The 17,605-nt window shown below is 67.7% G+C and carries 16 protein-coding genes and 1 pseudogene; 10 read left to right on the top strand and 7 right to left on the bottom strand.

The window, feature by feature from the left end:
* Window positions 1-116: 116 nt before the first annotated feature.
* From GO615_RS22110 to GO615_RS22100, 3 genes are all read left to right on the top strand, one after another.
* Complete coding sequence (locus tag GO615_RS22110; RefSeq protein ID WP_169132044.1) at window positions 117-365, top strand: hypothetical protein; 249 nt, start codon at window positions 117-119, stop codon at window positions 363-365.
* On the top strand, window positions 356-2,455 hold the full coding sequence (locus GO615_RS22105) for an ATP-dependent helicase (RefSeq protein WP_169132043.1): 2,100 nt from the start codon (window positions 356-358) through the stop codon (window positions 2,453-2,455). Before GO615_RS22110 ends, GO615_RS22105 begins: the two co-directional genes overlap by 10 nt.
* Window positions 2,456-2,688: 233 nt before the next feature.
* Entirely contained in the window at window positions 2,689-3,594 is a 906-nt protein-coding gene (locus GO615_RS22100) for a Dyp-type peroxidase (protein WP_169132042.1), read from the top strand.
* Between the two features lie 18 nt (window positions 3,595-3,612).
* Here GO615_RS22100 and GO615_RS22095 read toward each other — a convergent pair whose 3' ends face one another.
* From GO615_RS22095 to GO615_RS22085, 3 genes are read right to left on the bottom strand one after another with little or no spacing between them, the layout of a single operon-like run.
* Window positions 3,613-3,954 (bottom strand): thioredoxin family protein, encoded by a 342-nt coding sequence (locus GO615_RS22095; RefSeq protein WP_169132041.1) that lies wholly within the window; start codon window positions 3,952-3,954, stop codon window positions 3,613-3,615.
* 39 nt (window positions 3,955-3,993) lie between these two features.
* Window positions 3,994-5,106 (bottom strand): Glu/Leu/Phe/Val family dehydrogenase, encoded by a 1,113-nt coding sequence (locus tag GO615_RS22090; protein WP_169132040.1) that lies wholly within the window; start codon window positions 5,104-5,106, stop codon window positions 3,994-3,996.
* Between the two features lie 36 nt (window positions 5,107-5,142).
* Window positions 5,143-6,777, bottom strand: coding sequence for a methyl-accepting chemotaxis protein (locus GO615_RS22085; protein WP_169132039.1), 1,635 nt, complete (start codon window positions 6,775-6,777; stop codon window positions 5,143-5,145).
* A 400-nt stretch (window positions 6,778-7,177) separates the two neighbouring features.
* Here GO615_RS22085 and pdhA point away from each other — a divergent pair, with 400 nt between their 5' ends.
* From pdhA to GO615_RS22070, 3 genes are read left to right on the top strand one after another with little or no spacing between them, the layout of a single operon-like run.
* Window positions 7,178-8,269 carry a pyruvate dehydrogenase (acetyl-transferring) E1 component subunit alpha gene (gene pdhA, locus GO615_RS22080; protein WP_169132038.1) on the top strand — a complete coding sequence of 364 codons (1,092 nt, stop codon included), beginning with the start codon at window positions 7,178-7,180 and terminating at the stop codon, window positions 8,267-8,269.
* Window positions 8,262-9,242 (top strand): alpha-ketoacid dehydrogenase subunit beta, encoded by a 981-nt coding sequence (locus GO615_RS22075; RefSeq protein WP_169132037.1) that lies wholly within the window; start codon window positions 8,262-8,264, stop codon window positions 9,240-9,242. Before pdhA ends, GO615_RS22075 begins: the two co-directional genes overlap by 8 nt.
* A complete protein-coding gene (locus GO615_RS22070; RefSeq protein ID WP_169132036.1) occupies window positions 9,239-10,342 on the top strand; it encodes a dihydrolipoamide acetyltransferase family protein in 1,104 nt (367 codons plus the stop codon). The genes GO615_RS22075 and GO615_RS22070 overlap by 4 nt, the downstream gene beginning before the upstream one ends.
* A 23-nt stretch (window positions 10,343-10,365) precedes the next feature.
* Here the strand turns inward: GO615_RS22070 and GO615_RS22065 are convergent, their stop codons facing one another.
* Window positions 10,366-12,102 carry a L,D-transpeptidase family protein gene (locus tag GO615_RS22065; protein WP_246262410.1) on the bottom strand — a complete coding sequence of 579 codons (1,737 nt, stop codon included), beginning with the start codon at window positions 12,100-12,102 and terminating at the stop codon, window positions 10,366-10,368.
* Here GO615_RS22065 and GO615_RS22060 point away from each other — a divergent pair.
* Window positions 12,101-12,658 carry a YcbK family protein gene (locus GO615_RS22060; RefSeq protein WP_169132035.1) on the top strand — a complete coding sequence of 186 codons (558 nt, stop codon included), beginning with the start codon at window positions 12,101-12,103 and terminating at the stop codon, window positions 12,656-12,658. The genes GO615_RS22065 and GO615_RS22060 overlap by 2 nt on opposite strands.
* Here GO615_RS22060 and GO615_RS22055 read toward each other — a convergent pair.
* Window positions 12,655-13,176, bottom strand: a complete 522-nt coding sequence (locus GO615_RS22055; protein WP_169132034.1) for an Lrp/AsnC family transcriptional regulator — start codon at window positions 13,174-13,176, stop codon at window positions 12,655-12,657. The two genes, GO615_RS22060 and GO615_RS22055, sit on opposite strands and share 4 nt — an antisense overlap.
* Before the next feature lie 120 nt (window positions 13,177-13,296).
* Between GO615_RS22055 and ipdC the strand changes: the two genes are divergently transcribed.
* From ipdC to GO615_RS22040, 3 genes are all read left to right on the top strand, one after another.
* Complete coding sequence (gene ipdC / locus GO615_RS22050; protein WP_169132033.1) at window positions 13,297-14,919, top strand: indolepyruvate/phenylpyruvate decarboxylase; 1,623 nt, start codon at window positions 13,297-13,299, stop codon at window positions 14,917-14,919.
* 162 nt (window positions 14,920-15,081) lie between these two features.
* Window positions 15,082-15,885 carry a DUF3025 domain-containing protein gene (locus GO615_RS22045; RefSeq protein ID WP_246262409.1) on the top strand — a complete coding sequence of 268 codons (804 nt, stop codon included), beginning with the start codon at window positions 15,082-15,084 and terminating at the stop codon, window positions 15,883-15,885.
* 253 nt (window positions 15,886-16,138) lie between these two features.
* Entirely contained in the window at window positions 16,139-16,795 is a 657-nt protein-coding gene (locus GO615_RS22040; RefSeq protein ID WP_169132032.1) for an HAD family hydrolase, read from the top strand.
* A 16-nt stretch (window positions 16,796-16,811) separates the two neighbouring features.
* Here GO615_RS22040 and GO615_RS22035 read toward each other — a convergent pair whose 3' ends face one another.
* Entirely contained in the window at window positions 16,812-17,402 is a 591-nt protein-coding gene (locus GO615_RS22035) for a nucleotidyltransferase family protein (RefSeq protein WP_169132031.1), read from the bottom strand.
* Between the two features lie 95 nt (window positions 17,403-17,497).
* A pseudogene (locus GO615_RS28985) lies at window positions 17,498-17,605 on the bottom strand (IS110 family transposase); the annotation flags it as partial.

Here is a 17,605-nt window from a genome sequence, read left to right as displayed (position 1 = left end):
TACCCTCCGCTGCGCACTCACATGCCGGGGCTTTCCCCGCGCCGGCGCGACCATCAAGACGGGGCTTGCATCGGCCTGAATACTGTATATAGTTTCAGTCATAAGAGGATCATGCCATGTCAGCCCGATTCATTTGCCCCCACTGCCACGCTCCCGTGAATCCGCACGCGATGGAGCGCGCATACAGCGATCTCGCCGAGTACCGCATCTGTCCGGCTTGCGACGAAGCGGTGTTCTTCGCGCTGCGCGACGCTCCGCGCATTCCCCCGTGGCTGCAGCGCTCCGAACCCGACGCCGGTGAACACGCGGGCGTCGCCACGCCATCGCCCGGGTCCGCCGTCGGCGTCCTGCCCGAATGCCGCTGAAGATGGAGAACGCAACGTCGATCGAGGACCCGCTCGCCTGCCTGGGGCACCTCAACGAAGCCCAGAAGGCGGCTGTGCTGTTCGGCACGCAGCCGGAGTCCGCCGACCGTGATCGTCCGCTCCTCGTGATCGCCGGCGCCGGTTCGGGCAAGACCAGCACCCTCGCCCACCGCGTCGCGCACCTGCTGGCCTGCGGCGCCGATCCCGGCCGCATCCTGCTGCTGACCTTCTCGCGCCGCGCCGCCGACGAGATGAACCGCCGCGTCACCCGCATCGTCGCGCAGCTGGCGAAATCCCGCCCGCGGCTCGCCGCGGCGTCCCTCGAATGGTCGGGCACCTTCCACGCCATCGGTGCGCGCCTGTTGCGCGAGTTCGCCGGCCGCATCGGGCTCGAACCCGGATTCACGATCCACGACCGCGAGGACTCGGCCGACCTGATGAACCTGGTTCGCCACGAACAGGGTTTGTCCGCCAAGGCGAAGCGCTTTCCGATGAAGGGAACCTGCCTCGCGATCTACTCCGCCGCGATCAACACCCAGGCGCCCCTCGGCGAGGTGCTGCAGCGGTCCTTCCCCTGGTGCAGCGAATGGGAAGCCGACCTCAAGCGCCTCTTTCTGGCTTACGTCGAGGCCAAGCAGGCGCAGCAGGTCCTCGACTACGACGACCTCCTGCTCTATTGGGCACAGATGATCACCGACGGCGATCTCGCCGCGGAGATCGGTGAGCGCTTCTCCCACGTGCTCGTGGACGAATACCAGGATACGAACCGTCTGCAGGCGGCCATCCTGCTCGCGATGAAACCCGACGGACGCGGCCTCACCGTCGTCGGCGACGACGCGCAGGCCATCTACGCCTTCCGCGGCGCGACGGTACGCAACATCCTCGATTTCCCCGCCCATTTCGATCCGCCGGCGCACCACGTCACGCTGGACCGCAACTACCGCTCGACCGAACCCATCCTCGAAGCTGCGAACGCAGTCATCGCGCTCGCGAGCGAGCGCTTCACCAAGGACTTGTGGAGCGAGCGCGGGGGGGGCCGGAAACCGCGCCTGATCTCGGTACGCGACGATGCCGACCAGGCGGCGTGCGTCGTGGAGAACGTGCTTGCGCGCCGCGAGGAGGGCGCGCGGCTCAAGTCGCAGGCCGTGCTGTTCCGCGCATCCCATCACAGCGCGCGCGTCGAGGTCGAGCTCACACGGCGCAACATCCCGTTCGTGAAGTTCGGCGGACTCAAGTTCCTCGAGGCGGCACACGTCAAGGACGTGCTCGCCGTGCTGCGCTGGGCCATCAATCCGCGCGACCGCGTGTCGGGCTTCCGCGCCATTCAGCTTCACGCCGGCATCGGCCCTAAGACGGCGGGACGCGTCCTCGACAACATCGCCAACGCGGCACCCGGCTGCCTGCTCCTCGCCGAGCAGCCCGTCCCCGAGGCGGCACGCGACACCTGGACCGCGTTTGCGGGGCTGCTGGAATCGGTCGCAGCCGCGACATGGCCGGCGAGCCTGGAGCCGATCTGCCAATGGTACGTGGGAGAAATGGCGCGCCTGTACGACGATGCCGCCATCCGCGCGGGCGACATCGAACAGCTCGCGCGGATCGCCGCCACCTACCCGAACCTCGAGCGCTTCCTCACCGAGCTCACGCTCGACCCGCCCAGCGCGACGAGCGACGAGGCCGGCATCCCCCTGCTCGACGAGGACTACCTGATCCTATCCACGATCCACTCCGCGAAGGGGCAGGAATGGTCGGCCGTGACACTGCTGAACGCGGTCGACGGCTGCCTGCCCTCCGACCTCGCGACCGGCAGCAGCAACGAGATCGAAGAGGAGCGCCGGCTGCTCTACGTCGCGATGACGCGGGCCAAGGACGTGCTCGACCTGATCGTGCCGCAGCGCTTCCACGTGTCGCAGCAGCCGGGACGCGGCGACCGCCACGTGTACGCGAGCCGCACGCGTTTCATCCCGAACCGGATACTCGAACGCTTCGAGCAGGCCTCCTGGCCGCCCCCGGCGCTTGCCCCGCGTCCGACCGCGGAATCGCGCCGCATCGCGTTCGACCTCTCCGAGCGGATGCGCGCGATGTGGAAATGAGGCGAGTTTTCCCCAGCGGCTGTGGATAAGCCTGTGGGCCGCGACTGGATGACGCGCGCAAGTCGTTCATCCCGCAGGAATTTCGCTTCCTGCTCCACGGATGAGCAAGCGCGGCGGCGCAGTGCGGCGTGCGGTGCGCCTTACAGGACGCCCGTCGAATGCGCTACTCTTGCCGGCAGCATGCGCGTGCCCGCGTCGCCGCGCCTCCTTTCCTTGTCCCACCGGGAGACGACATGACCCACGACAAGACCCCCGACACGCCCCGACACCAGTCCGGAATCATGAAGTCGGTGCCAGCCCTGGCACGCCACCTCTTCTTCGCCCTGGAGTCGGTCGCCCAATTGCCCGATGCGCTGAACCGGCTGGCGCCGCTGGCCGATGGCGACGCCACCGTCATCGGCCTTGGCGAATCGCTGGTCCGCGCCGCGGGTGGCCATATCGACGGCCTGCGCCCTTTCCCGACCCTGGGCGGCAGCCCGGTCGATATCCCCTCGACCCAGCACGGCATGTGGTGCTGGCTGCGCGGAGACGATCGCGGCGAACTCCTGCATCGCAGCCGCCGCGTCGAGGCGGCCCTCGCCCCCGCCCTGCGCCTGGTGCAGGCGACGGACGCCTTCCGCTACGGCAGCGGGCTCGACCTGACGGGCTACGAGGACGGTACGGAGAACCCCGAAGGCGACGAGGCGATGGCCGTCGCCTTCACCTCGTCGGGTGCCGACGCGCTGCACGGCGGCAGCTTCGCCGCCATTCAGCACTGGCGACACGATCTCGACCACTTCGAGCGCCTGCCGGGAAACGAGCAGGACCACATCATCGGCCGGCGCAAGAGCGACAACGAGGAACTCGAGGACGCACCCGCGTCCGCCCACGTGAAGCGTACCGCACAGGAGAGCTTCGACCCGGAGGCCTTCGTGCTGCGTCGCTCCATGCCCTGGTCGGACGGTACGCAGTCCGGGCTCGTGTTCGTCGCGTTCGGGCACTCGTTCGACGCGTTCGAGGCGCAACTCCGCCGCATGGCCGGGCTCGACGACGGCATCGTCGATGCCTTGTTCCGCTTCAGCCAGCCGGTCACGGGCGGCTATTACTGGTGCCCCCCGACGCGCGACGGTCGCATCGACCTCCGCATACCGGGCCGCTGACTGACGCAGGAGGCGCCCCTACTCCTTCGCGGGTGCCGTTTGCAGCTCTCGCAGCGCCTCGGTGATCTCCGCGGCGCTGCCGGGGCGCACGATACGCGCGACTTCGACGCCGTCACGCAGGAAGACCAGCGTCGGCCACAGCTTCACCCGGAATGATCGTCCCAGCGGTCGGCCGGGGCCGTCCTCGATCTTCAGGTGACGGACCTGCGGATAAGCCGCGAAGGCTTCCGCAATCAGCGGCTGCGCCCCGCGGCAGAAGCCACACCATCCGGTCCCGAACTCCAGCACCGTCGCATCCTTCAGCGCGTCGACGTCCTTGCGCTCGGGCGCGACTGGCGAATACTCAGCGTTTAATCCCATCCATGACTCCAATACCTGTTCCTGGCTCCGGCGCTCCGTTCACGCCGGACGCCACCGACCAAAGGACATGGCCTTCCGGATCCGTGCCGTCGCCAGTCCGATTGCCGCCTCGCGCGGCAGTATCGATTGTGCCGACGCGGCCTCGATCACCGCGCGCGTATTCTCGCGCACCTTCTCCGCGATTGTCGCCAGCGCGGTGGCCTGGCTCCCGCCCGCGTATTCGACTGCCGCGCAGATGACTCCGCCCGCGTTCGCGATGAAATCCGGGACGCACAGGACGCCCTTGCGATGCAGGTATTCCTCGGCTGCGCGCGTGAAGGGGATGTTCGCGCCCTGCAGCACGAGCCGCGTGCGCAAGCGCCCGACGTTGTCTTCGTGCACCACGTCCGGACGCGCGGCAGGAATCCAGATGTCGCATTCGACATCGATCACGGCGTCCGCTGCACCTTTCTGCCCACCCGGATAGTCGAGCACGGACCGGCCTTCGGCCTTGAGCACGTCCAGCACGGCAAGGTCTATTCCGTGCGGGTCCCAGAGCGCCCCAGCCGAGTCAGCGGCGCCTACGACGATGGCCCCCTTCTGCACGAGAAAATGGGCCGAGTGCCGACCGACCGCCCCGTAGCCCTGGATCACCACGCGTGCTCCCGCAAGGTCGAGGCCACAGGCTGCGGCTGCCACCTCGCCCGCGTGGGCGACGCCCCAGCCGGTCGCGCCGATCTGGTCGAGCGGAATGCCGCCGAGCTCGCGCGGCAGGCCCACGGCCCGGCCGATCTCGTCGCGCACCCAGGCCATGCAGGTTTCGTCGGTACCCATGTCGGGACCGAAAATGTAGTCGCGAATGTCGCGCAGCGCACATGCAAGTCCGCGGAGGAGGCGCTCCTTGTCGGGACGCGGCATTCGCGGGTCCCCGTAGAGCACGACCTTGCCGCCGCCATGGCGCAGGCCCGCCGCAGCATTCTTGTAGGTCATCGCGCGCGCGAGCCGGAAGCATTCTTCCGTGCTCACGTCCGGCGCCATGCGCACACCGCCGATCGCGGGTCCGCTGGCGACGTTGTCGACCACCAGAACCGCCTTCAGGTCGATGCCCGGTTCATGGACATGGATGATCTTCGCCGGACCGAGATCGTCCGCAAAACCGAACCCGTCGCTCATCGCCCTCTCCTCCCCATGCCGGACGGGCGCCGGCGATCAGGTATGGAAGCGGCCCACCGCCCCCTGCAGTTCCCCTGCCAACGCGCCCATGTTGCGGGCTGCCGCCGCCGTCTGGCTTGCCGCCTCGCTGTTGCCTTGCGCCATCTGCTTGATCGTCTCGATGCCCGAGAAGACGTCGGCGCTCACCCGCTCCTGCTCCTGCGTCGCCGCCGCGATGTTGTCCAGGCCGTGTCCGACGGCGGCCACCGATTCGCTGGCGGCGGCAAGCACGCCATTCACCGTCATCATAGACTCGCGGCTGGTGGCGATGTGATCCATGGCGTCCGCAATCGCGCGCGTGACCTGCTCGGACTGCTTGCCCAGCGTGTGCGTGATGGCGTCGATCTCGTTGGCCGAAGACGCCGATTTCTCCGCGAGCTTGCGCACCTCGTCGGCGACGACCGCAAAGCCTCGGCCCTGCTCGCCAGCCCGCGCCGCCTCGATGGCCGCGTTGAGTGCCAAGAGGTTGGTCTGTTCGGCCAATTCCTTGACCTCGCTGGTGATATGCGTGATCGCTGTCGTGCTCGACACGAACTGACCGACCGAATCGGCGATGTCGCGCACCGTGGTCTCCACCATCCCGACACGTTCATCCAGCGTCGTGAGGCTGGCGTTGCCCTCGTCCGACCGGCGCAGGCTCTCGCGCGACAGTTTGCGCACTTCCTCGGCGCTGCGGGCGACCGTGGCGATGCTCGCTACCATCTGCTCGACCGCCTGGGCCGTCGTTGCGGAAGTTGCGCTCTGGTTCTGCGACGACGCGACGACCTGATCGGCACGCACGACCAACTCGGCCGCGGCATTCGACACCTGCGCCGCCGATTCGCCGACATGGCGCACCAATCCTGCGATCTTGGCCATCATCTCGTTGAACACCGCCGAGGCAACGCCGATCTCGTCGCTCCCGCGCACGTCCAGGCGGCGCGTGAGGTCGCCCTCGCCCGAGACGATCGCGCGCAGGCCCGCCACCATGCGCTCCAGCGGCCCGGTGACGGCACCCCGGATGAAGGACCAGATGAAGACAAGGACCACGAGGCTCGCGACGAGCGCGATGCCCAAGGACTCCAGCCGCTTGGCCGTGATCGCATCATGCATCTTGTCGAGCGAGATCTTGATGCCGATCGTCCCGATCGTCGCGTTCTCCGGCGCGTCGTGGCATTCGACGCAATTCTTGCCGAGGTATTTGGTGACGTTCTTCGTGGGACGGATCGCCAGCAGGTACGGCCCCTTGTCGTCCTCGCGGACCTCGATGTAGGGCTCGCCTGTCCGCAGGACCTGCGCCTCGAGCTCGTTCGGCTTGAGGTCGTTGCGCGGCTTGCCCTCGTCCTTGGAGCTTTCGACGCCCTCGCGCGCCAGCTCGCCCGGCACCACGCGCAGCTCACGGATTGCTGCAAGATGGCTGATCTGGTCGAGCAGCACGTGCTTCTTGTGCATCGTCTCGGTGATCATCATCGCCGTCAGCCCGGCGAGCGCCGAGTCGTGCATGCTTAGCGAAAAGTCCATCGCCTGCTCGACCGCGAGCTTGCGGCTGTTGTGGCTGTCCCAGAAGATCATTCCCGCCCAGACGACGATGAGCAGCGCCCAGATCGACGCAGTCAGTCGAACCCAGATCTTGATATCGGAAGTCCGCAGCATTTCGTTCCACCTTCGCCCGATGCAAGGGCAAGAAAATTTCGGGCTGCCGCGGGGCCGAACCCCGCGCGCCGTGCGATTGGCGCCGTGAAGCCAATCGCACGCCCACCAATAGCCACGTATCACATTCTATCTACATCGCCCCAGCGTCACGTCATGAAGAGGCTGGGAAATGCTCGTCATTTCGCGGTTTTGTAGATCGCGCCATGAGCGGGAAACTGCCGTGCGCGGCGACGGTCGACTTATCGGGCGCGCCATCGCCGCAGTACCGCATCGCGTCGAATCTCTGCGTTGGCGTGACGTCTTTCCTCCGGGACGGGCCATCGCCGCGCGTCCGAAAGCAGGCATGCATTAGACTGAAACTTGACAGGGTCAAGAAAAACGACGAACGAGGAGACTGGCCATGGCTATCGCTGCCCGGTTCGAAGTCGAATTCACCCGGTTTCTCGATGCGGAGGGCGGGGCGACGCAGGAACTTCCCGCCTTCGCGCTCGATCCCGCCAATCTGATCCCCCTCTACCGCGCGATGCAGCTCACGCGCGCCTTCGATACCAAGGCGATCGCGTTGCAGCGCACCGGCAAGATCGGCACCTTCGCCTCTGCGCTCGGCCAGGAGGCGATCGGCGTCGGCGTCGCCGGCGCCATGCGCAAGGAGGACGTGCTGGTGCCGTCCTACCGCGACCACGCGGCCCAGTTCATGCGTGGCGTGACCATGGCCGAGAGCCTGCTGTACTGGGGCGGGGACGAGCGCGGCAGCGACTTTGCGGTGCCGCGCGAGGACTTCCCGATCTGCGTGCCGATCGGCACGCAGGTGTGCCATGCGGCCGGCGTCGCGTATGCCTTCAGGCTGCGCGGCGAGGCGCGCGTCGCGGCCTGCTTCCTGGGCGACGGCGCGACATCCAAGGGCGACTTCTACGAAGCGATGAACTTTGCCGCGGTATGGCGCGCCCCGCTGCTGATCGTCATCAACAACAACCAGTGGGCGATCTCGGTGCCGCGCGAGCACCAGACCGTGACGCCGACGCTCGCGCAGAAGGCCATCGCGGCAGGCATCGAGGGCGTGCAGGTGGACGGCAACGACGTCATCGCCGTGCATGACGCCGCACGCAAGGCCGTCGAGAAGGCGCGTGCGGGCGGCGGGCCGACCCTGATCGAGGCGATCAGTTACCGCCTGGGGGACCACACCACCGCCGACGACGCAACCCGCTACCGCGATGCGGACACCGTGCAGCAACAATGGGCGAACGAGCCGATCCGGCGGCTGCGCAACTACCTCGCGCGCATCGGCGCGTGGGACCCGGGGAAGGAAGAGCGGCTGCTCAAGGAATGCGCTGACCAGGTCAATGCCGCGGTCGAGGCCTACCTGGCGATTCCGCCTCCCACCACGGTGGCGATGTTCGATCACCTGTACGCGACGCTGCCGGCCGCCCTGCAGGATCAGCGCGAGGCGGCGCAGTGGTTTGCATCGCACGACGGAGGAGGCAGCCATGGCTGAACTGAATCTGGTCGAGGCCATCAATCGCGCCCTGGATTGGGAGTTGGCGCACGATCCATCCGTGGTCGTGCTGGGCGAGGACGTCGGCATCAACGGCGGCGTATTCCGCGCGACGGTCGGGCTGCAGGACCGCTTCGGCCCCGAGCGCGTCATCGACACGCCGCTCGCCGAAACCGCCATCGTCGGCACGGCGATCGGCATGGCGGCGCAGGGCTTGAAGCCCGTCGCAGAGATCCAGTTCTCCGGCTTCATCTACCCGGCGATGGACCACATCTGGAACCACGCGGGCCGCCTGCGCAACCGCACGCGCGGCCGGCTGTCCTGCCCGCTGGTCGTGCGCTCGCCCTGTGGCGCGGGCATCCATGCACCGGAACACCATTCGGAGAGCCCCGAGGCCCTGTTCGCCCACCTGCCGGGCGTGCGCGTCGTGATCCCCTCCTCGCCCTCGCGTGCCTACGGCCTGCTGCTGGCTGCGATCCGCGACCCGGACCCGGTGATCTTCCTCGAGCCGACGCGGCTGTACCGCCTGTTCAAGCAGGAAGTGACGGACGATGGCGAGGCGTTGCCGCTCGACGTGTGCTTCACGCTGCGCGCAGGCACCGACGTCACGCTGGTGAGCTGGGGCGCGATGCTGAACGAAACCCAGGCCGCGGCCGAGGCACTCGCGCAGGAAGGGGTGATGGCCGAGGTGATCGACGTCGCGACGCTGAAGCCGCTCGACATGACGACCATCCTCGAATCGGTCTCGCGCACGGGGCGGTGCGTGATCGTGCATGAAGCGACGCGCACCGGCGGCTTCGGCGCCGAGATCGCGGCGAACCTCGCCGAGCACGGGCTGTATTCGCTGCTCGCCCCCGTGCAGCGCGTCACGGCGTGGGACGTCGTGGTGCCGCTGTCGCGACTCGAACACCAGTACATGCCGAGCGTCGAGCGCATCGTCGCGGCGGTCAGGAAAACGCTGGAGGGCGCATGAAGATCTTCAAATTGCCCGACCTGGGCGAAGGACTGCAGGAAGCAGAGATCGTCGAATGGCACGTCAAGCCGGGAGACGAGGTGAAGACCGACCAGCCGCTGCTGTCGGTCGAGACGGCAAAGGCCATCGTCGAGATTCCCGCCCCGTGGGACGGACGCATCGAGAAGCTGTTCGGCGCGGCGGGCCAGATCGTGCAGGTCGGTGCGCCGCTGATCGGCTTCGAAGGCGCCGCGGGCGATGCCGATGCCGGCACGGTAGTCGGCGAGGTGAAGGTCGGCACGAATGTGCAGCAGGAGGCGCCCGCCGCGGTCGGGCGGCCGGCCGCGGCGATCAAGGCGACCCCGGCAGTGCGCGCGCAGGCGCGGCAGCTCAACGTCGACCTGTCGATGGTCACGCCATCCGGGCCCGACGGGCTCATCACGCTCGCCGACGTGCAGCGCGTCGCGAAGATCCTCGCCGAAGTGGGCCCGCCCGAGATCCTGCGCGGCGTGCGCCGGGCGATGGCGCAGAACATGGCGCTTGCGCAGAACGAGGTCGCCGCAGCGACCGTGATCGACGACGCCGACATTCATGCCTGGCCGGCCGGCACCGACATCACGATCCGCCTGATTCGTGCGCTGGTTGCCGGCTGCAAGGCCGAGCCCGGCCTCAACGCCTGGTACGAGAGCCACACGATGGGACGGCGCGTGCTCAAGAAGATCGACGTCGGCATCGCCGTCGACCTCACCGACGGGCTCTTCGTGCCAGTGCTGCGCGACGTCGCGAACCGCGATGCGGCGGACCTGCGTTCCGGGCTCGACCGCATGCGCGTGGACGTCGCGGCGCGCAAGATTCCGGCCGAGGAGATGCGAGGCAATACGATCACGCTGTCGAACTTCGGCATGATCGCGGGCAAGTACGCCGCACCCATTGTCGTGCCGCCCACGGTGGCGATCCTCGGGGCTGGCCGCGTGCATGAGGCGGTAGTCGCGTTCGACGGCAAGCCGGCGGTGCATCGCGTGCTGCCGCTGAGCCTCACCTTCGACCATCGTGTCGTGACGGGCGGCGAGGCGGGCCGCTTCCTCGGCGCGGTGATCGCGGACCTTGTGAAGCCGACCTGACGGAGTGGCTGCCTGTTGCGGGCTTACTTCGCCGACCTGCTGCGCCCGACCGCGCCGAAGCGGAACGGGCGCCCGAGCGCTTCGAGCACCGCGGTATCCTGGTCGTACAGGTCGGGGTGGAAATAGGTGCGTCCGTCCTCGCCGACCTCGGCCGTGTGATAGAGGATCATCACGGGCACCCTTCGGCCGATCTGAACGTTGCGCGTCTCGCCCTTAGCGATCTCCCCTTCCAGCGCCTCGGCAGTCCACTGCACAGGGTCGTCGAGCAGCAGCACCGCGAGTTCCATCGGTCGCTCGAGCCGGATGCAGCCCGAGCTGAAAGCCCGTTCGCTACGCTCGAACAGTTTCTTTGTCGGCGTGTCGTGCAGGTACACCGAGTAGGGGTTGGGGAGCATGAACTTGATCCGGCCGAGCGGATTGTCGGGCCCCGCCGCCTGCACGATCTGGTACGGGAAGCCGCCCTCGCGGTAGCGCGTCCAGTCGACCTCGCGCTGATCGACATCCTTCCCCGCGTTCGTGACGACACGCATGTCGTGCTCCCTGAGATATCCGCTCTCGCGGGCCACCTTGGGCAGCACGTCCTCCTTCAGGATCGTCGGCGGAATCACCCATTCGGGGTTCAACACGAGGTACTGCATCTCGGCGCGGAACGCGGGCGTCTTGCGATAGGGCCGCCCGACCACGACGCGCGACTGCCACGCGAGTTTTCCATCCAGGTACAGGCGTGCATTGAAGCCGGCGATGTTCACGAGGAGGTAGTCGCCGGCAACGTCCTGTGCGATCCAGCGCAGGCGTTCCAGATTGACGCGGATCTGGTCGATGCGGCGGCGGACGTCGACGTGCAGCGCGGCGAACGTCCTGCGCCCGACGGCCCCATCCGGCTCGAGTCCGTGGCGTGCCTGGAACGCGACCACCGACTCGCGCAAGGCCTCGTCGAAGAGTTCGCGATCATGCGGCGGTGGCTGCAGGTGGTCGCCGCTCGCCTTGAGCCGTTCGCGCAGGATCGGGACCCGCGGATCGCGGTCGCCCGCCCGCAGCGTGGCGCCGGCGGGGACCGACGGCCAACCGCCCAGCACTTCCATCGCCCGGTACGCCAGCAAGGCCGCGCGCAGCTGACGGTAGGCTTCCAGCCGCGGCGCATAGAGCTCGATCGCGGGGCCCAGCGGCTCGGCGCGGACCAGCGCCTCCAGCGCCTGCACCGGCTCGACCGCCCCCAGCGAGCGCGAGAAATTCCACCCCTCGTAGAGTTCGCGCGGATCGACCTTGCCGAAGCGCAGGTGATAGACGAGCCTGAGCAGCGCTTCGGTGAACAACAGATCGCGGTCGGCGAGCCTGCCGGCATCGCGTACGCCGTCATCGGCGAGGGTGCGCAAAAGGTCGAACTGGTAATCCGACGGATCGAGGCCGTGACTCGCGCTGTCGTCGACCGCCCGCAGCAGAGCACGCCGGCGATCCGGGTTGCTCCAGACCGGTGCGTAGTCGCGGATTGCATAGAACTCGGGGATCAGCCTGCGCGCGGCGATCTCCCCGCCAGCTGGGCGCAACTCGCCGTTGTTGCGCAGCGCGACGATGCGATCGCGCAGGGCCTGCCGCACCAGCTCGTCGCCGGCTTCCCCCGCGGCCACCGAGTTTGGCATCCCGGCGGCCACGACCAGGACCAACGCGATAACTTGTAACACCCGCCCGATCACCAGCCCAAGTCGTGCCGCCCGGTTTACGATTGCGCCCTTCTCCGGTTGCTTCACTTCCCGCATCTCCATGTCGAAACACCTCCGCACCGCCGCGCACCGCCGGCTCCTGCTGAAAGGTCTTGCCACCCTGCCCTTGGGCCTGAACTTCGGCCCGGCACAGGCAAGCTTCGACGAACCCGACTGCGAGTTATGCTTTCGTCACACGCATACCGACGAGAGCCTGCGCGTCGTCTACCGCAGCGGCGGGATCTACCTACCGTCGGCGCTCGAGCGGATCGACTGGCTGATGCGCGACTTCCGCACCGGGGATGTCGCCCGCATCGACCCCCGCCTGCTCGATATTCTCCATACATTGGGGACGGCGTGCGGTGGAGAAAGTTTCGAAATCATCTCGGCTTTCCGCTCGCCGGCGACCAACGAGCGCTTGCACAAGGCCGACGGCAAGGGCGTCGCCACGCGCAGCCTGCACATGGACGGCCGCGCGATCGACGTGCGCGTCCCCGGCTTCGACACCGCCGCGCTGCGCGACGCCGCGCTTGCACTGAAAGCGGGCGGCGTAGGCTACTACCCGGAGTCGGACTTCGTGCACCTCGACACCGGGCGCGTGCGCCACTGGGTCGGCTAGGCGGACGCGAACTGCATCCGCCGCCGCGGCTGCGGCGCGTGCATGATGTGATCGAGCGGCAGCACACTCGTCTGCTTCACCTTCTTCAACGCGATGTTGGTCTTCAGGTGCGCGAGTCCCGGCAGGCGCATGATGCGTTTCATCATCACGTCGGAGAATGCCACCAGGTCCGGCGCGACGATGTGCATCACGTAGTCGGCATCCCCGCTCACCGAGAAACACGCCACCACCTCCGGCAGCGCCGCCACGGCGCGCTCGAAGGCATCGCTGCGCGACTCGCCGTGCCGCTCCAGCGTCACCTGCGCGAAAGCCGACACGTCCAGCCCGACCGCGGCAGGATCGAGCAGCGCCGCGTAGGACGCGATGATGCCGCCCTGTTCCATGCGGCTGATGCGCCGGCTGATCTGCGAGGCCGAGAGATGGATCTCCTCCCCGAGTGCGCTGTTGGTGGCGTTGCCGCGGCGCTGCAACGCATCGAGAATCTGCAGGTCGAACTTATCCACGACGATCTGTTGCATCGTTTCTTGTCCTCATACGAATTTCGTGCACGGAATACTCAATTATGCGCACATAACGAACGCAATGTGCGCAAGGTGCGCGCAATAATGCTCGACAACAACACATAGGAGGAGCAACCCATGAACCTGGTCGAATCCCTGCTGCACGCGCTCAAGGACCATGGCGCCCATGAGATCTTCGGTATCCCCGGCGACTTCGCCTTGCCGTATTTCCGCATCATCGAGGAATCGCAGATCCTGCCGCTGTACACGCTCTCGCACGAGCCGGGGGTCGGCTTCGCGGCGGACGCGACCGCGCGCATGCGCGGCGGACTCGGCGTCGCAGCCGTCACCTACGGCGCGGGCGCGTTCAACATGGTCAATGCCGTCGCGGCCGCGTACGCCGAGAAGTCGCCGGTCGTCGTGATCTCCGGCGGCCCCGGCAAGGGCGAGGCGAGCTCGGGCCTGCTGCTGCACCATCAGGCCAAGACGCTCGACTCGCAACTGCAGATCTTCAAGGAGATCACCTGCGACCAGGTAAAGCTCGACGACGCCGCACGCGCGCCGGCCGACATCGCCCGCGTGCTCGCCAGCTGCCTGCGCAACTCGGAACCGGTCTATATCGAGATCCCGCGCGACATGGTGCGCGAGGAATGCGCGCCAGTCGTCCGCGAGGCGCCACGAGCGATTGACCGGGACGCGCTGGCTGCCTGTGTGGACGAGATCCTTGGCCGGCTCGACGTCGCGAAGACTCCCGTCCTGATGGCGGGCGTCGAGGTGCGCCGCTTCGGCCTCGAGGAGAAGGTCGCCGACCTCTCGCGCCGCCTCGGCCTGCCGGTCGTCACCAGCTTCATGGGTCGCGGCCTGCTCACCGACTGCGATGCGCCGCTGGTCGGCACCTACATGGGCGTCGCAGGACTGCCGGACGTCACGCAACTCGTCGAAGGCTCGGATGGACTCTTCCTGCTCGGCGAGATCATCTCGGACACGAACTTCGCGGTGTCGGAGACCCGTATCGACCTGCGCAAGACCATCCAGGCACACAACGGCCAGGTCACGCTGGGCTACCACATGTACGCCAACATCCCGCTCGCGGAACTCGTGGACGAGATGCTCGCACGCGTGAAGGCCAGCGCCGACAAGGCCTTCTCGGTTGCGCCGCACCAGTACCCGAGGGGCCTCGTCGCGGATGCCGAAACGATCGCTCCGACGGACATCGCCAAGGCCGTGAACGACCTCTTCGCCGAACACGGCAAGCTTCCGATCGCCTCCGACATCGGCGACTGCCTGTTCACCGCAATGGAGATCGAACAGACGGCGCTGCTCGCCCCCGGCTACTACGCGACGATGGGCTTCGGCGTGCCCGCGGGGCTGGGCCTTCAGGCGACCAGCGGCCAGCGCCCGCTGATCCTGGTCGGCGACGGCGCCTTCCAGATGACGGGCTGGGAGCTCGGCAACTGCAAGCGCTACGGCTGGGACCCCATCGTGCTCTTGTTCAACAACGCGAGTTGGGAGATGCTGCGCACCTTCCAGCCGGAATCGGGCTTCAACGACCTCGGCCACTGGGGATTCGCGGAGATGGCCGCGGGCCTCGGCGGCGACGGCGTGCGGGTGTCCACGCGGGCCGAACTGAAGGCAGCGCTCGACAAAGCGATCGCCACGCGCGGCCGCTTCCAGCTGATCGAGATAACGATCCCGCGCGGCGTGCTGTCCACCACTCTGGCCCGCTTCGTCGCCGGGGTGAAACGCATCAGCATGAAGTAATACAGGAGATCGGTGACGGCCGGACCCGACCACGACACGCGCGCGAACTGCGGGCCTGAGCTTTGCGTGGGAGCGGCTTCAGCCGCGAATCGGCGGCATTTCCCTCTGCTCAGCCCATTCGCGGCTGAAGCCGCTCCCACAGGGAAATCGCCCCCCGCGGCATTGGCCGTCCGCGCGCTCTTCGAACCGATCGCGGCGCTGCTGGAACGCTTCACCGCGTCCGAGCTTCCCGGCACCGCGCAGCTCGACGCGCTGCTGCGCGAAGTCGCGCCGGGCACCGCGAGCGGGGCCGGGCAGCCGATCCGCTTCGTCCGGCCACCCGCCGAAGCCCTCGCCTACGAGGAGCACATCTTCGCCACCGGCGAGGTGCCGACCCGCGCCGACGACTGGCACGACTTCTTCAACGCGCTCGCGTGGTGCGTCTGGCCGCGCGCGAAATCCGCCTGCAACATCCTCCATCGCCGCGAGCGCGACGCACGCACGGCGGCCGGACTACCCGGTCGCGGGCCGCGGCGCGATGCGCTGACCCAGTTCGACGAATGCGGCATCGTCGTCGTGTCGAGCGACCCGGAGATTCCCGCCTTTCTCGCCGCCCATGCATGGGAAGATGCGTTCTGGACGCGGCGCGCGCGGCTGATCGCGAGTACCCGCTTCATGGTCTTCGGCCACGGCACCTGGGAGCAGCTGCGCGAACCTTTCTTCGGGCTGTGCGCGAAGGCGCTGTACCGCGTCGTCGATGCGGGGTGGCTGGCGCGCCCCGCCGCCGAACGACAGACCGAAACGGACGCGTGGCTCGCCGCGCAACTGCTCGATGCCGGGCTGCTGCGCACGCCGCGCGAACTGGCACCGCTGCCGCTGCTTGGAATTCCGGGCGTGACGCGAGAGAACGAGTCGGCTGCGTATTACCGCGACACGCGACAGTTCCGGCCCAAGCGCGTGCCGGCGGAGAAACTCCCGGTTCTCTGAGTCGCGAAGCCGCAAAATTGCGGGACAAGCTCCGTGGGAGCGGCTTCAGCCGGGAAGAGGCCGCATTGCGCGCAACACCGCCGACTCGCGGCTGAAGCTCCCACAGCAATCCCCCACGCCAATCTCGCATGGCACGCGCGAATCGCAGGGCGAAAAAGGGAAGCGCCTTTCCGGCGAGACAGGTTCGGACATCGCCGCATCGCCCCGAGAAGCACCGTAAAATGCCGCCTTGACCGCAGACGCCCCCTTACTTATGCCCCGCTTCCAGTACGTCCTCTTCGACCTCGACGGCACGCTCATCGACTCCGCCCCGGCGATCCTCGCGAGCTACCGCCAGGCCTTCGCCGCCGCCGGCCGTGCGCCGGCCGTGACGATCGACGAATCCATCGTCGGCCCGCCGCTGATCGAGACGCTGCAGATACTCGCCGGAACAAAGGACCCGCAGGTCATTGATGAACTCGCCGCCCACTTCAAGGCGAGCTACGACACGACCGGCTACCGGGAGACCGCGGCCTATGCGGGCGTCGGCGAGATGCTGCAACGCCTCGCGGCGAGCGGCCGCACGCTCGCGATCGCGACCAACAAGCGCCTGCATCCGACCCGCCTGATCCTCGACCACCTCGGCTGGAGCGACTACTTCAAGACCGTGTACGCGCTGGATCTCTTCGAGCCGCGCCTGCCGACCAAGGCGGCGATGATCGCGCGGCTGATGGCCGACCACGACATCCCGGATCACGTCTCCGTTTACGTCGGAGATCGCAGCGAGGACGGTGAATCGGCCGACACGAACAAGCTCCCGTTCTTCGCGGCGACCTGGGGTTACGGCAGCCTGGTGCCGGAGGAAATGGCGACGCACTGGCGCGCGTTCGCCAGTCCTGCTGCCTTGACCGAGGCGCTGCTGGACGACTGACCCGTCGCGGCGTGCCTCAGGGACGCACGTCAGCCGGCACGTCGATGTCGGCAAGGATGCCCGGGTCGTCGCAGTCTATGCGGCGCAGTTGCTCCTTGTGCGCGAGGATCACGCGCCGCGCGCCTTCGTCGCCCTCCAGCGCCAACAGTTCGTCGCGCAGCGCCGCCGCAAAGCCGACCGGATGGCCGCGCTGGCCCTGAAAGAACGGCGCGGCGAGCAACGCGCCGTCGCAGATCCTCCCAGCGACCGCAGCGACCGTGTCCGGCCGCATGTAGGGCATGTCGCCCAGCGCGATGACCCAGCCCGCAGCCTCGTGCGTCTCGCGAATCCCGCAGGCAAGCGTGGCCGCCATGCCCTCGCCCGCGTCAGCGCACTGCACGTAGGGAATGAGGGCCTGATCGAAGTGTGCACGCAACACCGCATCTTCCGGACGCACGACCGCCAGCACCTCGCCGAGCGCCTCGCGCAGGTTCAGCACGCTGCGCAGCGCGACCGGCGTGCCGTCGGGGAGTGGATGACAGAGCTTGTTGCTGCCGAAGCGCGAGCCCTGCCCGGCGGCGAGCAGGATGCCGACGATGCCGGAGGGGGCTGCAGAACGATCCGTCAATTCTCGACCTCGATGCGAATGCGCTGGCGGAACGGCAAGCTTACTCGATTGCTCCGTTGCTCGACGGGGGCCGTCCGTAGATACTGTTATCCGGGTCAAGCGCCATGTATAGCGGGATCGAAAGCCTTTCCCGATTTGAGCACGCCGAAGGCGACATGAACGAGCTTTCGCATCATGGCACCGATGATGAGCATGGGCGGTTT

The organism is Aromatoleum evansii (assembly GCF_012910805.1).
In the GTDB taxonomy this organism is placed as follows: domain Bacteria; phylum Pseudomonadota; class Gammaproteobacteria; order Burkholderiales; family Rhodocyclaceae; genus Aromatoleum; species Aromatoleum evansii.
This window is presented reverse-complemented; position numbering and strand designations above follow the sequence as displayed.